Source organism: Actinosynnema sp. NPDC037264, assembly GCF_055603705.1.
This window is the reverse complement of sequence record NZ_JBVJVK010000110.1, coordinates 1-15,202: the sequence shown is the minus strand read 5'-3', so window position 1 is coordinate 15,202 and position 15,202 is coordinate 1. Positions and strand designations below refer to the sequence as shown.

11 protein-coding genes are annotated in these 15,202 nt (G+C 72.5%); 3 read left to right on the top strand and 8 right to left on the bottom strand.

The genetic code is table 11. The features are described 5' to 3' along the window. Positions 1–150: 150 nt before the first annotated feature. The 6 genes from hpf to ACZ7GX_RS44790 form a co-directional block, all read right to left on the bottom strand. Positions 151–843: a ribosome hibernation-promoting factor, HPF/YfiA family gene (gene hpf, locus ACZ7GX_RS44815; RefSeq protein WP_498786768.1), complete on the bottom strand. Its 693-nt coding sequence runs from the start codon at positions 841–843 to the stop codon at positions 151–153. A 432-nt stretch (positions 844–1,275) separates the two neighbouring features. After that, positions 1,276–1,896 carry a ComF family protein gene (locus ACZ7GX_RS44810; protein ID WP_498786767.1) on the bottom strand — a complete coding sequence of 207 codons (621 nt, stop codon included), beginning with the start codon at positions 1,894–1,896 and terminating at the stop codon, positions 1,276–1,278. Between the two features lie 153 nt (positions 1,897–2,049). Beyond that, a complete protein-coding gene (locus tag ACZ7GX_RS44805) occupies positions 2,050–3,780 on the bottom strand; it encodes an LpqB family beta-propeller domain-containing protein (RefSeq protein WP_498786766.1) in 1,731 nt (576 codons plus the stop codon). Beyond that, positions 3,777–5,510 (bottom strand): MtrAB system histidine kinase MtrB, encoded by a 1,734-nt coding sequence (gene mtrB / locus ACZ7GX_RS44800; RefSeq protein WP_498786765.1) that lies wholly within the window; start codon positions 5,508–5,510, stop codon positions 3,777–3,779. The genes ACZ7GX_RS44805 and mtrB overlap by 4 nt, the downstream gene beginning before the upstream one ends. A 16-nt stretch (positions 5,511–5,526) precedes the next feature. Further along, a complete protein-coding gene (gene mtrA / locus ACZ7GX_RS44795) occupies positions 5,527–6,204 on the bottom strand; it encodes an MtrAB system response regulator MtrA (RefSeq protein ID WP_015104936.1) in 678 nt (225 codons plus the stop codon). A 186-nt stretch (positions 6,205–6,390) separates the two neighbouring features. Further along, positions 6,391–7,032 (bottom strand): dTMP kinase, encoded by a 642-nt coding sequence (locus ACZ7GX_RS44790; RefSeq protein ID WP_498786764.1) that lies wholly within the window; start codon positions 7,030–7,032, stop codon positions 6,391–6,393. 140 nt (positions 7,033–7,172) lie between these two features. On the opposite strand from ACZ7GX_RS44790, the gene ACZ7GX_RS44785 reads away from it, so the two are divergent. Then, entirely contained in the window at positions 7,173–8,132 is a 960-nt protein-coding gene (locus ACZ7GX_RS44785) for a hypothetical protein (RefSeq protein ID WP_498786763.1), read from the top strand. 48 nt (positions 8,133–8,180) lie between these two features. Here ACZ7GX_RS44785 and ahcY read toward each other — a convergent pair whose 3' ends face one another. Continuing rightward, positions 8,181–9,644 (bottom strand): adenosylhomocysteinase, encoded by a 1,464-nt coding sequence (ahcY, locus tag ACZ7GX_RS44780; protein ID WP_498786762.1) that lies wholly within the window; start codon positions 9,642–9,644, stop codon positions 8,181–8,183. Positions 9,645–9,775: 131 nt separating this feature from the next. On the opposite strand from ahcY, the gene ACZ7GX_RS44775 reads away from it, so the two are divergent. After that, positions 9,776–12,187: a hypothetical protein gene (locus ACZ7GX_RS44775; RefSeq protein ID WP_498786761.1), complete on the top strand. Its 2,412-nt coding sequence runs from the start codon at positions 9,776–9,778 to the stop codon at positions 12,185–12,187. On the opposite strand, the gene ACZ7GX_RS44770 is transcribed toward ACZ7GX_RS44775, so the two are convergent. Then, on the bottom strand, positions 12,159–13,427 hold the full coding sequence (locus ACZ7GX_RS44770; protein ID WP_498786760.1) for a glutamate mutase L: 1,269 nt from the start codon (positions 13,425–13,427) through the stop codon (positions 12,159–12,161). The genes ACZ7GX_RS44775 and ACZ7GX_RS44770 overlap by 29 nt on opposite strands. A 116-nt stretch (positions 13,428–13,543) precedes the next feature. On the opposite strand from ACZ7GX_RS44770, the gene ACZ7GX_RS44765 reads away from it, so the two are divergent. Continuing rightward, entirely contained in the window at positions 13,544–15,064 is a 1,521-nt protein-coding gene (locus ACZ7GX_RS44765; RefSeq protein ID WP_498786759.1) for an amino acid permease, read from the top strand. Positions 15,065–15,202: the final 138 nt, after the last annotated feature.

The following is a 15,202-nucleotide window of genomic DNA, read 5'->3' as shown; positions in this document are numbered from 1 at the left end:
GACGCCGACCGCCCAGGTTGACCGACCGATCCCGGATCTCGAAATCCACCACAACTCCCCAACTGGGGTGTTGCGACGACCACTAGAACCCAAGCAGAAGACGCCGGGGGCCGCGCGAAGTCGAGTGAGGGGACCGTGGTCAGGTGGCGCTCAGGCCAACCTGATCACGCCGTAGTCGAACCCCTTCCGGCGGTAGACGACGCTCGGACGGCCGCTGTCGGCGTCGGAGAACAGGTAGAAGTCGTGGCCGACCAGTTCCATCTCGTAGAGGGCCTGGTCGACGGTCATCGGCTTGGCCGTGTGCTCTTTCTCGCGCACGATCTGGCCGGGCAGGTTGTCCTCGACACCGTCTTCCCAGCGCTGCGCGGGCACTTCCGCCATGCCCTCGCGCGCGGGTTCCGGTTCGGCTGCTTCCAGCACGGCGGTGTGGCCGAGCCACATGCCCTGTGCCTGACCGCCGTCGCTGTCGGTGCGCAGCGGCAGGGACTCCCCGAGTCCGCTGGTCGCCTCGGCGACCGATGCCGGGGCACGTCGCCCGTGGTGCACGCGCCTGCGGTCATGCGAGCGCCGCAACCGGTTCTCGAGCTTGCTCACCGCGGAGTCCAGGGCGGCGTAGAAGTCGCCCGCACATGCTTCGGAACGAACCACCGGACCGCGCCCCTTGCCGGTGATCTCGACGCGCTGGCAGTTCTTCGACTGCCTGCGGTTCGGCTCGTGGAAAAGCTCCACGTCGAAGCGGATGACCTTGCGGTCGTAACGCTCAAGCCTGGCCAGCTTTTCGGCGACGTGAACCCTGTAGTGATCGGGCACCTCGACGTTGCGGCCCTTAACGACGATGTCCATACACGACCTCCCTCGCTTTGCTGCGAGCAATGGCTTTGGATCGCTTGGGCGCCGGATTCGCGATCATGTTCGCGGACTATGTCGCTGAGGGTGGCCCCTCAGCGCCCCACCGGCGCCAGGGTCATGGGCTGTTCGCCTCCTCCCCGCGTGCCGGGAACGCTGATAGCGGTGCACGTTAGCCCGGTATTCGCCGCTGCGACAGCCCCTGGGGCGGGGGAACTCCAAGATTTTCTTGTCGTGACGCAGAGCGACGAAAAACCGCTGTCGGCAGCGCGCCACGCGGGCGCGCTCCAACGCCACACCCACGACCGCTCACCCGAACGGCCGAGACCGGCACAGGCACCCGTCGGCAGAGTGGTTACGTCGAACGGCCTCTGCGCGGGCGTCATAACCGGCCAACGGCCGAGCGTCCCGGGAGGTTCCCGGCTGGATTCACCCGTGTGGGTGGGTTCCGCGTGCGGTGGTCAGCGTGAGGACAGCGGGTACCCGCAATCCGGCCGCTTTCAACACCGAAACGCACGCGCGCGCCGTCGATCCGGTCGTCACGACGTCATCCAGCAGGACGACCGATGTGCCCGGTGGTGGCAGGCGATCCGGGACGAGCCGGACGCGTCCCGCGAGATTCGCCTCTCGCGAGGCCGCGTCGAGCCGCACGGAATCGCGGACGCCTCTCGTGAACGCGAGCGCGGGCGCCGTGGAAAAGCCGGACGCACGTGCCATTCTCAGCACGTGGGAACCGCCGCGGGCACGGGCGGCCGACGCGCGCGACGGCGCCGGGACGAGCCACGGCGCGGGCCCGACACCGGGCAGCCCGGGCACGGCGGCGGCCACCAGGGCGCCGAACACGGCCGCCAGCTCACGGCGCCCGCGCTCCTTGAACGCGAGCACCAGCTCACGCGCCGCGCCCGCGTACGCGGCGAGGGCGAACACCGGCGGGCCGGCGCCGGGCACGCGCTTCGGCATCCCGAAGAGGGCCAGGCAGCGGGCACAGAGCCGCACGCCCCACAGACCGCAGCCGGGACAGCGGGGCGGGAACAGCAGGTTGATCAGCACGGTCGCCACGGTGCCGGCGACCACCGACAATCCAGGCCCCTCCGCCGAGGTGCGCGACGTTCTCGATCGGGTGAAGATGGATCGACGCCCACCGTGACGCTCGCGTCAGGCGGCCGAGGGGCCGCCCGCGGAGCTGCGGCCGTCGAACACCGCTCAGCCCGGGTAGAAGGCCTGGGTGCCCGGCTCCACCTTCGTCGTCGACGCACGCCACACGTCACCCACGTCGTTCGCGCTCCACAGCCCGCTCTGGTCCACCGCCAGCACGTTGCGACCGGGGGCTGCGGTGACGGACGCCACCGGCACGGTCAGGTTCGACGTGTTGTACCGCTCCACCCGCACCCCGTCGATGTTCACCTTCGCGATCGGCCAGGCGACCAGCGACGTGCTCACCACCAGCACGTCCTGCGCCAGCCAGTCCAGCCCCAACGCGCTGGCGCCCAGCTGGGACGGCTGCAGGTGGCGCGGCGACCGCAGCGACACCGCCGCGTCCTGACCGCGCACCACCGCCGCCACCACGAGCTTGCCGTCCACCACGGCCGCCACCCGCGTGCCGTCGCGCGAGAGCCGCAGGTCGGTGATGCGCCCCAGCTCGGCCAGCTCGGAGGCGTTGACCGCGTTCGCCGTCCACCCGCTGTCGGTCTTGATCACGCGCACCACGTTCGCGCCGTCGGCGACCGTCCACACCTCGATGCCCGGCTCGCCCTGGCGCCCGCTGAGCAGCCACGTCGGTCTGGTCATGGTCGACGCGCGCAGGTCGACCTCGGCCAACGGCTCCTGCACCGGCCCGACCCGCAGCCGCACGGCGTCGCCCGCCACCCGGTTCACCACGGCCAGCCGGCTGCCGTCTAGCGACTGCGCCGCGCTCAGCACCTGGTAGTCGCCGGAGCCGGCGGGTCCGGGCACCGCGTCGCCGTTGATCTGCTTGACCCGCCCGTTGCCGACCAGCATCCCGTTGAGGCCCGCGTTCGGCGTGGCCAGCTCCTCACCGGTCTGCACGTCGGCGGGCCGCCACTCGAGCTGCTCGGAGCTGATCGGCTGGCCCTCGACCAGGACCCGGATCCGGCTGCTGGACACGCCCGCGAGCGACCTCACCACCTGGGCGATGATCTGCTTGCCGGTCTGCACCGTGATGTCGCCGACCTTGGTCAGGTCGACCTCCAGCGCGCCGTCGTCTGCCTCGGAGGTGTTCTTGCGCTGCGCGGCGCCGTTCGGGATGGCCGAGACCAGCGCGCCCCTCATGCCCACCGCGGGCCCCTTGAGCAGCAGGCTCGTCACCCGGCTCGGGATCGACGTGGACGGCGCGATGACCACCCAGCGCGGGTCGGGCACGAGCACGCTGAAGTCCGGGCTGTAGAAGAACAGCGTGACCCGGCGGTAGTTCTGCTGGAACCCGCCCAGCGGCACGTAGACGCCGTCGGGGGGCGCGGAGATGCGCCACTGGTCCTCGGCGTCGCGCTCGATGCCGATCGGGGTGTCGAGGGGGCCGATGAGCTGGATGAACGAGTTGTCCTCCAGCTGCAACCGGCCGACGTTGCGCCCTTGCAGCAGCACGGTGCGGTTCTTGTCGTCCGCCGTCACGCCCGGCGTCGGCACGGTGTTGAACGTGGTGTCGATGATCGTCGGCGTGCCCTTGGTGTTCCACGCCTTCTTCGCGTCCTCGGTCAGGTACGCCTTGGCCGCCGCGTAGTCGCCCTCGGGGTTGGCCGAGGCGTTGACGAACTCGCGGACCAGCGTCAACGGGTCGATGTCCTCGACCGGCTCGGGCGCGGCGGCCTGGGTGGCGTTGCCCGCCGACGGGTTCACCGCGATCGGGGACGTCTCGGTGGGGATCGCGGCGCAGCCGGCGGCCACGAGCACGGCCAGGAGCACCGCGAGGATCCTCACCGGACCTCCTCGCGTTCGCCGGTGACCGGTTGCGCGGGCTGCCACGTGATCTCCTCCTCGGTCAGCTCGACCTCCTCCACCGGCTCGGGCTCGCCCGGCTCCGGCTCGACCACGGGCGGCAGGTCGGGCGGTTCGAGCGGCAGCGGGCTGGACGTCAGCTCGTGGCCCAGCCGGCACGGGATGGTGAGCCGGAACACCGCGCCGTGGCCGCGTTCGCCCCACGCCTCCAGCCGGCCGCCGTGCAGCCGCGCGTCCTCCAGGCTGATCGACAGGCCGAGGCCGGTGCCGCCGGTGCGGCGGTTGCGGGACGGGTCGGCGCGCCAGAACCGGTTGAACACCAGGTCGGCCTCGCCGGGGCGCAGGCCGACGCCGTGGTCCCGGACGGTCACCGCGACCGCCTCGCCGTCGCCGCGCAGCGTCAGCTCGACCGGCAGGCCCTCGCCGTGGTCGATGGCGTTGGCCAGCAGGTTGCGCAGGATCCGCTCGACGCGGCGGGAGTCCAGCTCGGCGTTGACCTCGTGATCGGGCAGGTCCATCACGATCGTGGTGCCGTTGCTGTTGGCGATGGCGCGCACGGCGTCGTGGGCGCGCCTGGCCAGCACCCGGATGTCGACCAGCTCGGCGGCCAGCTCCTCGACGCCCGCGTCGAGCCTGCTGATCTCCAGCAGGTCGCCGAGCAGCGACTCGAACCGGTCCAGCTCGTCGACCAGCAGCTCGGTCGACCGGGCCAGGCCGCCGGGGAACTGCTCGCGCGAGGCGTGCAGCACGTCCGCGGCCATCCGCACGGTGGTCAACGGCGTGCGCAGCTCGTGGGAGACGTCGGAGGTGAACCGGCGTTGCAGCTGGCCGAACTCCTCCAGCTGGTGGATCTGGCGCTGGATGCTGGCGGCCATCTCGTTGTACGACTCGGCCAGCCGCGCCACGTCGTCCTCGCCGACCACGGGCATCCGCTGGTCGAGGCTGCCGTCGGCGAACCGCTCGGCGATCTCGGCGGCCTGCCGCACGGGTCGGACCACCTGCCGCGTGACCAGGTTCGCGATGAGCGCGAGCAGCAGGAGCAGCACCACGCCGCCGACCACGAGCGTGCTCTGCACGACGTCCGCGGTGGCCTGTTCGCTGGTCAGCGGGAACAGCAGGTACAGGTGCATGGCGCGGGCGGAGCTGTTCACCGGTTTGCCGACGACCAGCAGCGTGGTGGGTCCGGTCTCCCGCTCCACGGTGGTGATCTGGTAGCCGGCGCTGCCCCGTTCGAGCATCTTGAACAGCCCGTCCGGCACGTCCTCGTACTGGCCGACGGCGACCGGCAGGCCGTCGGAGCCGGTGCCGACGGGGTCGCGGAGCACCGGCTCGAACGCGCCCGCGCCGGAACTGGTCGGGTCGAGGTCGACCCCGGAAGTGTTGATCTTGTTCAGGGCGGTGGTGAACCGGGTCTTCACGCTGTCGGGGCCGGGGTTGAGGCCCGCCAGGTCGGGCTGGATCGCCGCCGCGCTCGCCTCGGCCTGCCGGACCGCCGCCTCGATCTTGGTCTCCAGCAGCTGGCCGGTGATCTGCACCTGGAGCACCATGCCCAGCACGAACACCACGGCCGACGACAGCGCGAGCGTGCTCACCACGACCCGCAGCTGCAACGAGCGCCGCCACAGCTCGCCGAACGTGATCGCCTGCCTGCGAGCGCGTTCGACCCCGCGGCGCACCTCGCGCACCACGGGGTCGAACCAACGCTCGGTCATCTCCAGCGCTTTCCGATCACGGAGGTCCGGCCTTGTACCCGACACCGCGCACGGTCAGCACCACCTCGGGGTGCTCCGGGTCGCGCTCGACCTTGGAGCGCAGCCGCTGCACGTGGACGTTCACCAGCCGGGTGTCCGCGGCGTGCCGGTAGCCCCACACCTGCTCCAGCAGCACCTCGCGGGTGAACACCTGGCGCGGCTTGCGGGCCAGCGCCACGAGCAGGTCGAACTCCAGCGGCGTGAGCTGGATCGGCTTGCCCTCGCGCAGCACCTCGTGGCCGGGCACGTCGATGGTCAGGTCGCCGATCTGGAGCACCTCGGCGGGCTCCGCCTCGGTGCGGCGCAGGCGGGCGCGGATGCGCGCCACCAGCTCCTTCGGCTTGAACGGCTTGACCACGTAGTCGTCCGCGCCCGACTCCAGGCCGAGCACCACGTCCACCGTGTCACTCTTCGCGGTCAGCATCACGATCGGTACGCCCGACTCGGACCTGATCGCCTTGCAGACGTCGATGCCGTTCATGCCGGGCAGCATCAGGTCCAGCAGGACCAGGTCGGGCTTCAGCTCGCGCAGCGCGGGCAGCGCGCGGGCGCCGTCGGCCACCACAGCGGTGTCGAAGCCCTCGCCCCGCAGCACGATGGTCAGCATCTCCGCCAGAGCGGGGTCGTCGTCCACGACGAGCACGCGTGCCTTCATACTCAACATCGTCCCACTAGTGGCCGGGAGTCCACGCACCGCCCAGCGGTCATCGCTGCTGGTCGTCGTGCGCGTCCACTCCGTAGCCAGTCTCTGCCGCCGATCCACGTGCCCACCTCGTCCCGCCGAAACGCGAATCCTCTGCGACTCATCGGCGGAGTGGTGACGTTTTGTTACTTTGTAACACTAATGGGTGAACCACCGATCGAGGATCTCCTCGACGCGCAGGTCAACGGTGCCGTCCAGCACTTCCCACGGTGACAGCCACGCGGCTGCGGCCAACCCGTCGTACACGGCGGCGCAGCGCGCTTGCAGCCCACCGTCCGATTCGTACAGGTCCCGCCCCCGGGCCTCTTCCACCTCGCGGTTGGCCGCGCGGTCCGCCGCGACGCCCGCCGGCACGCGCAAGAGCAGGTGCAGATCCGGGATCGGCAACCCGAAGCGATCCACCTCCAGCGACCGGAGCCACTCGACGAACTCCCCGTCCGCGCCCTGGTGCAGCCGGGCCGCGCCGTAGGCCGCGTTGGACGCCACGTACCGGTCGAGCAGCACGACGTCGTACTGGTCGAGGTCGGCCCGGATCCGGTCGGCCGCCCCGCGCCGGTCCAGCGCGTAGAGGACCGACATGCCGTACACCGAATCCGTGAGGTCGCCCAGCCTGCCGTGCAACGCGTCGCGCACCAGATCGGCGTGCACGTCCTCGTCGTAACGCGGGAAGGCGCCCGTGGCGACCTTCGCGCCACGCGCGTCCAGCGCGTCGGTCAACGCCTTGGCCAGGGTGCGCTTGCCGGCGCCGTCCAAGCCCTCGATCACGACGAGTTTGCCCACGAGAACACCCTAAGGGGCACCGTCCGCTCACGATCGGCCGCATGACATCGCCCAGTCGGGTGATCGGAGATCCTTTGCGTCACCAGATTGAGTGACTACGGTGAAGCCCATTTCCGGTTGCGCGAAAGGGTGGTGCCGCGGTGACCGCGGATTCCGGGCACGCCAGACCGGTTGAGCAGCAGACCGCCCACCCGCCCGGGAGCCTGCCCGGCGGCCTCGCCGAAACCCTGCGGTACGGCCCGTTCCACCGCGCGCTGCACGACGCCATCGCGCACCGCGGCCTGTCCCTGGCCCGCCTGCGGGCGCACCTGGAGCAGCTCGGCGTCCAGGTCGGACAGTCGACGCTCAGCTACTGGCAGCGCGGGCTGCGGCACCCCGAGGTGCCACGCGCCATCGCCACCGTGCGCGCGCTGGAGACCGTCCTGAAGCTGCCGCCGGAGTCCTTGGTGGCGCTCGTCGGCAACCGGCCGCAGCCCCGGCTGGCCCGTCCCAGCGGCTGGGTGTCGCCGGTGCCGGTGCTGTCGGAGTTCGAGGCGGTCAGCGACGTCGGGGCGAACACCGACATCGAGGTGCTGTCCGTGCACGACACCGTGCTGATCGGGCCGGAACGGGAGCAGCGGTCGATCAGCACCCGGCTGGTGGTGCGCGCGGCGAAGGCCGGGCCCGACCGGTACCTGGCCGTGCACCAGGGCGACGAGGGGTGCCTGATCGACAACGCGCTCGTGCGGCCCGGCGAGGGGTGCCGGCTCGGTCGGCTGCGCCGGCAGCTGGCCACGCGCGGGCTGGCGTTCGAACTGCTGTTCGACCGCAGGCTCGCCGAGGGCGAGGAGCACGTGTTCAGCTTCACGGTGGTGGACGACACGGGCGGGCCGACACCCGGCCACCGGCGGGCGTTCCGCGAACCGTGCCGCGGGTACCTGCTGCAACTGGCGTTCAACCGGCGCGCCCTGCCCGCCCGGTGCACCAAGCAGTTCCGGGTCGACGCCGACGCCGTGCCGGTGGACCTGGAGGAGCTGGTGTGCGGGCTGGGCGGCTTCGCCAGCGCGTACTTCGAGGACGTGGGCCCCGGCGTGGCCGGGATCAGCGTCGAGTGGACCTGAGAACGGCCGGGGCGACGCTCGCCCCGGCCGTTCCCACGATCCGCCGGCTCAGTACCGGTAGTGCTCGGGCTTGTAGGGGCCCTCGACGTCGACGTCGATGTACTCCGCCTGGTCCTTGGTCAGCTTGGTGAGCTTGCCACCGAGCGCCTCGAGGTGGATGCGGGCGACCTTCTCGTCCAGCACCTTCGGCAGGCGGTACACCTCCTTGTCGTACTCCTGGTGCTTGGTGAACAGCTCGACCTGCGCGATCACCTGGTTGGAGAACGAGTTCGACATCACGAAGCTGGGGTGGCCGGTGGCGTTGCCCAGGTTGAGCAGGCGGCCCTCCGACAGCACCAGGATCGAGTGGCCGTCCGGGAACACCCACTCGTCGACCTGCGGCTTGATGTTGATCCGCCGGATGCCGGGGAAGCGGGCGAGGCCGGCCATGTCGATCTCGTTGTCGAAGTGGCCGATGTTGCCCACGATCGCCTGGTGCTTCATGGCCGCCATGTGCTCGATGCGCACGACGTCCTTGTTGCCGGTCGTGGTGATGACGATGTCGGCGCGGCCGATCACGTCCTCCAGCGTCGCGACCTCGTAGCCGTCCATCGCCGCCTGCAACGCGCAGATCGGGTCGATCTCGGTCACGATGATGCGGGCGCCCTGGCCGCGCAGCGAGTCCGCCGCGCCCTTGCCGACGTCACCGTAACCGCAGACCACGGCCACCTTGCCGCCCATGAGGACGTCGGTGCCGCGGTTGATGCCGTCGATCAGCGAGTGCCGGATGCCGTACCGGTTGTCGAACTTCGACTTGGTCACCGCGTCGTTGACGTTGATCGCCGGGAACAGCAGCTCACCGGCGGCGGCCAGCTGGTACAGCCGCATGACGCCGGTGGTGGTCTCCTCGGTGACGCCGCGGATGCCCTCGGCGATCTTGGTCCACTTGCCGCTGTCGGCCGCCAACGAGGCGCGCAGCGTGCCCAGGAAGATCTTCCACTCCTCCGGGTCGTCCGCCTCGGGCTGCGGCACGACGCCGGCCTTCTCGTACTGCAGGCCCTTGTGGACGAGCATCGTGGCGTCGCCGCCGTCGTCCAGGATCATGTTCGGGCCGCCGCCGTCCGGCCAGGTCAGCATGGACTCGGCGGTCCACCAGTACTCCTCCAGCGTCTCGCCCTTCCAGGCGAAGCACGGGATGCCCTTGGGCTCCTCCTCGGTGCCGTGGGGGCCGACCACGACCGCGGCGGCGGCGTGGTCCTGCGTGGAGAAGATGTTGCACGACGCCCAGCGCACCTCGGCGCCCAGGGCGACCAGGGTCTCGATCAGGACGGCGGTCTGCACGGTCATGTGCAGTGAGCCGGAGATCCGCGCGCCCTTGAGCGGGTAGACCTCCGAGTACTCGCGGCGCAACGCCATCAGGCCGGGCATCTCGTGCTCGGCCAGCCGGATCTCTTTGCGGCCGAACTCGGCCAGGGAGAGGTCCGCCACGGCGAAGTCGATGCCGTTGCGGGTCTGGAGCCTCTCGGCGGTCATCGCGGGTTCCTCCATCTTCGGGTAGGACGAGCCGACCCTACCGCCCGCCACGCCGGGCCACGGCGGTCGGCGGCATCTGCGCCCCCATGGACCAGTATGGCGAAGCTCAGGTGATGTTCGCGGGAGGATCTGTGCTGATTCCCGGCCCCGACACGCGGGTGGTCGAACTGCGGGTGCACGGTGTCCAGGGCACCACGCCGCAGTCGCTGGTCGACGCGGTGGCGGCGGTGGACGTGGCGGGCGACGGGCTCGGCCGCATCGTCCGCCCGGCCGACCGGCTGCGCAGACCGGCGCCCGGCCCGGTGTTGCAGGCCGCCGGGCGCCCGGTCACCCGGGTGGTCGAGGGCTACGTCTGGGGCGCGATGACCTCCGGCGGCTGGGCCAAGGCGACGTGGGCGCTGCTGTTCCCGTTCTCGCTGGCGAACGTGGCGCACTGGATGCTGCCGCCGACGCCGACCGGTTCCGTGCCCGCTCACCTGCTGGGCGTGGCGCTGCGCGCGTTGCTCCGGTTGGCCGCGCTGCTGCTGACCGTGCTGCTGGTCGCCCAGCTGGAGGTGATCAGCCTCGACCTGGTGGCCGCGCAGTGCCTCGCGCCGGGCGCCACGTGCCTGTGGGGCCCGTCGTGGCTGAGCACGACGCCGTGGGTGCGCGCGGTCGTGGGCCTGGCGCCGATCGCGCTGGCCGTGCTGGTGCTGCACCGGATGTCGAGCGTGGACTGGCGGATCGAGCGCAAGGAGGTGCCGGCGGCCGAGGGCGTGCGGTCCGGGCTGCCCGGCGCGCACGTGGCCACCGACCCCGACACGCCCGCGTTGCGGGTGCTGCACGTGGTCGCGGGCCTGGGCACGGCCGTGGTGATCGCGTTGGGCGGTCCGGCCGGTCCCCTGCTCGCGCCCGGCGGCCACGGCGTCGCGATCACCGTGTGCTGGGTGCTCGGGGTGGCGCTGGTGGGGGTGGCGGCGCTGGGCGCGATGCTGCTGGACGACCCGACCGGCGGCGCGCCGCACCGGGGCGGCCGGTGGCTGCGGGCGGCGCTGGGGCGCCGGCCGCGGCGCGTGCTGCAGGCCGTGGCGTGGCTGTCGTTGCCGGTCGCGGTGGTGCTGCTGGACCGGCTGCCGGTGCGGCTGCCCGGCGCGGACCTGGCCGTGCAGATGGTCGCGGCGATGGTGGCGCTGGTGTGCGTGCTGATCGCCGTGCTGCTGGTGCCCGCCGCGTTGCTGGCCCGGCGCACGTGGTCGGCGCAGCCGCGCGAGCTGCGGCCGTGGGCGGGCGGGTGGATGGCCGCGCCGGTGGTGGCGGTGGCCGCGCTGCTCGGCGGCGGGTTCGGCGCGGGGGTGGCGCTGACCGCGCGGCGGGTGCTCGGGTACGGCGACCTGCCGCGCGGGTACGACTACATCGCGCTGCTGTGGGGCGTGGCCGGGGTGCTGGCGTTCCTGGCCGGGGTGGCGATGGCGGCGGCCACCGGGATGATGCGGTGGAGCTCCCTCCGGCGGATTCCCCACGGTGGCGACGAGAGCCGGGTCAAGGAGTGGGCGCGTGAGGCGTCCTTGTTGCACTCGGGGCGCGCACGGGACGCGAAGCGCGCTGCGCGGGCGTGGTGGTGGGCGCGGTGGCAGCGGCGGCACAGCCACCACGTGGTGCTGATCATGTCGACGGTGCTGGCGGTCGGCGCGGTGCCGGCGGCGTTCCTGCGGCTGCGGGAGGTCGACCCGCCCACGTGGGCGCGGCCGGTCGTCGCGCTCGGCGTGGTCGTGCTGGCCGTGCTGGCGTTGTCGCTGCTCCGGGCCGTGTACCTGGCGGCACGGCGGCCGGACAAGGCCCGGCAGGTCGGGGTGCTGGCGGACCTGGCGGCGTTCTGGCCGCGCGAGGCGCACCCCGTGGTGCCGCCGTGCTACGCGTTGAAGGTGGTGCCGGAGCTGGTGGCGCGGGTGCGGGAGCACCTGGCCGACCCCGGCACGCGGGTGGTGCTGGCCGGGCACAGCCAGGGCAGCCTGCTCGCGGCGGTCGCGGCGGCACGGCTGCTGGAGGAGCTCCCGCCGGCCGAGGCGGAGCGGGTGGGCTTGGTCACGGCGGGGTCGCAGTTGCAGTGGGCCTACCCGAGGGCGTTCCCGGCGGTGGTGCCGCACAGCTCGCTGGAGACGCTGGCGGGCGGGCTGGCCGGGCGGTGGCGCGCGCTGTGCCGCGGCACGGACGCGTTGGGCGGCGCGGTGATGACGTGGGACCGGCAGGTGTTCGACGGGATGCTGCTCGGCGCGGGGTTCCGGCCGGACGGCACGTCGGGCGCGTTGCCGCCGGCGTTGCGCGGTCCGACGGGCGCGCTGGTGCTCGGCGGCGACCACTGGCTGCCGGACCCGCAGCGCGGTCCGTTCCCCGGTCGCCGGTGGGCGGCGGGCGTGAACCGGCACGCCGACTACACCTCCGACCCCGAGTGGGACCGGGCGATCGCCATCGCGGCGGGCCTGGAGACGACGGACCCGCCGTCGCCTCCCGTGCTGCCGACCGCGCGGCGGGCGCCGATCAGCTCGCCGTTGACCGAACCGACGTGAGCAGCCGGTCGGCCGCCGCGGTGCGGCCGGTCTCGGCGAGCAGGCCCGCCGGGGCCAGCACGTAGTCGCGGTCGACCGCGATCGCCGCCGTGCGCAGGATCGGGCGCAGGACGGGGTCGGCGCGCAGCACGCGTTCGACGTCGGCGGTCGACTCGGCGTGCCGGAAGACGCCGCCGGAGAGCACCAGCAGGCCCGCGCCCTGCGGTCCGAGTTGGCCGTCGACGAGCCTGAGGTGGCGGCGGACGGCCAGCACGGCGGCGAGCGCGGCCAGCCGGTGGTCCGCGGTCGGGTCGTCGGGCAGCCAGCTCACGTCGGCGGCCCGGGCGGCGGCCTCCCGCCCCAGCACGAGGGCTTCGTCCTTGTCGATCAGCTTCTCCGCGAGCGCCTCGGCCACCACGCCGGGTGCGGACCAGCGCAGGCCGAGGTCGCCCTCGACGGTGCGGCGGTCGGGCGGCAGCGCCACCGTCCGCTCCGGACCTTCCACAGTGGACACCGCGGAGTAGACGTCCGTGGTGGCGCCGCCGACGTCCACCACGAGCACCGCGCCCTCGTGGTCCTGCATGGCCAGCCGGGACACGCCGCTCAGCACGGCGTCCGGGGTCACGGCGCGCACGAGCTCGCGGAACCTCCGGCCCCGGGACAGGCCCTTGCCGCCGATCACGTGCCGGAGGAACACCTCGCGGATCGCCGCGCGGGCCGGCCCCGGCGCGAGCTCGCCCACGTCCGGCAGCACGTTCGCGGTCCGCACGACGGTCCGCGCGGCGAGCAGGTCGGCCGCCGCCGGCTGGGCCTCGACGTTGCCGGCGAGCACGATCGGGCACGCGAGCCGGCCCAGCCTGGCCGCGTTGTGCAGGAGCACCGACTCGTCGCCGCCGTCCGTGCCGCCGACCAGGAGGACCAGGTCCGGCCGGGCCGCGCGCAACGCCCGCACGCCAGCGCCGTCGAGCGGGCCGGCCGAGACGTGCACGACCTTCGCGCCCGCCGACAACGCCACCCGGTACCCGGCCTCGGCGCTGACCAGCCGTTCCTGCCCGACGACCGCGAGCCGCAGCCCGCCGCCCGCCGAGGAGCAGGCGAGGGTGTGCTCGGCGGGGCCCAGGGCACGTGTGACGGCGTCGATGCCTTGAAGCACCTCCGGCGGGGTAGTCGGGTGCTGTGCGGTGCCGAGCAACTCGCCGGCGTGCGACACGAGGGCGCCCTTGGTCCACGTCGAGCCGACGTCCAGGCAGAGCACTGTCATGCGCGAAAACTACCGGTGCCGCCATTTGTCGGTACCCACCTTTAGGCTGAAAGCACCAACACCGACCAGGGCGCGGGGACGCGTCGGAGCAGGCGATCGAGCACAGGAGGACCACCGTGCCGGGCAACGGGCTGTGGCGCACGAAGTCGGTAGAGCAGTCGATCGCGGACACCGACGAGCCGGACACCAGACTCCGCAAGGACCTCACCGCGTGGGACCTGACGGTCTTCGGCGTCGCGGTCGTGATCGGCGCGGGCATCTTCACGCTCACCGCGTCCACCGCGGGCAACCTCGCGGGGCCGTCGGTGTCGTTGGCGTTCGTGCTCGCGGCGGTGGCCTGCGCGCTGGCCGCGTTGTGCTACGCGGAGTTCGCCTCGACCGTGCCGGTGGCCGGCAGCGCGTACACGTTCTCGTACGCGACGTTCGGCGAGTTCATGGCGTGGATCATCGGCTGGGACCTGGTGCTGGAGTTCGCGGTCGGCGCGGCGGCGGTGGCCAAGGGCTGGTCGCTGTACCTGCAGACGGTGCTGGGGCAGTTCGGCGTGGCGGTGAAGACCACCGCGTCGGTCGGCGGGGTCGACGTCGACTGGGGCTCGTTGCTGCTCATCGCCGTGCTGACGACGCTGCTGGTGATCGGCACGAAGCTGTCGTCGCGGGTGAGCGCGGTGATCACGGCGGTGAAGGTGGCCGTCGTGCTGCTCGTGGTCGTGCTCGGCATCGGGTACGTCAAGGCGGAGAACTACACCCCGTACATCCCGCCCGCCGAGTCCGGCGGCGCCGCCGGGTCCGGGTTGGAGCAGTCGCTGTTCTCGCTGGTCACGGGCTTCGAGGGCAGCACGTACGGCGTGCTGGGGCTGTTGGCCGCGGCGTCGCTGGTGTTCTTCGCGTTCATCGGCTTCGACGTGGTCGCGACGACCGCCGAGGAGACCCGCGACCCGCAGCGCGCCGTGCCGCGCGGCATCCTCGGGTCGCTGGCGATCGTGACCGTGCTGTACGTGGCGGTGTCGCTGGTGATCACCGGGATGCTGCCGTACGACCAGCTCAAGACCCAGCCCGACGGCACGCGGGCGACGTTGGCGACGGCGTTCTCGGCCAACGGCGTCGACTGGGCGGCCACGGTGATCTCGGTGGGCGCGCTCGCCGGTCTGACCACGGTGGTGATGGTGCTGATGCTCGGCCAGTCGCGGGTGCTGTTCGCGATGTCGCGTGACGGCCTGCTGCCGCGCGGCCTGGCGCGCACGGGCAAGCACGGCACGCCGTTCCGGATCACCGTGATCATCGGTGTGCTGGTCGCCGTCGCGGCGGGCTTCTTCCCGGCGGGCAGGCTGGAGGAGATGGTGAACGTGGGCACGCTGTTCGCGTTCATCCTGGTCTCGGCGGGCGTCCTGGTGCTGCGCAAGACCCGGCCGGACCTGCCGCGCGGCTTCCGCGTGCCGTTGGTGCCGCTGGTGCCGGTGCTGGCGATCCTGGCGTGCCTGTGGCTGATGCTGAACCTGACCGCGTTGACGTGGGTGCGGTTCCTGGTGTGGATGGCGCTGGGCGTCGTCGTGTACTTCGCGTACAGCCGGCGGCATTCGGTGCTGCACCGCCGGGGCGCCACCGCCGTGCCCGTGGTGAAGCACGACGAGATCCCGTGACGCCGGAGCGGGGGGGGGGGGGGGGGGGGGGGGGGGGGGGGGGGGGGGGGGGGGGGGGGGGGGGGGGGGGGGGGAGGGGGAGGGGGGGGGGGGGGAGGGGGGGGGGGGGGGGGGGGGGGGGGGGGACGGAAGGGTGGG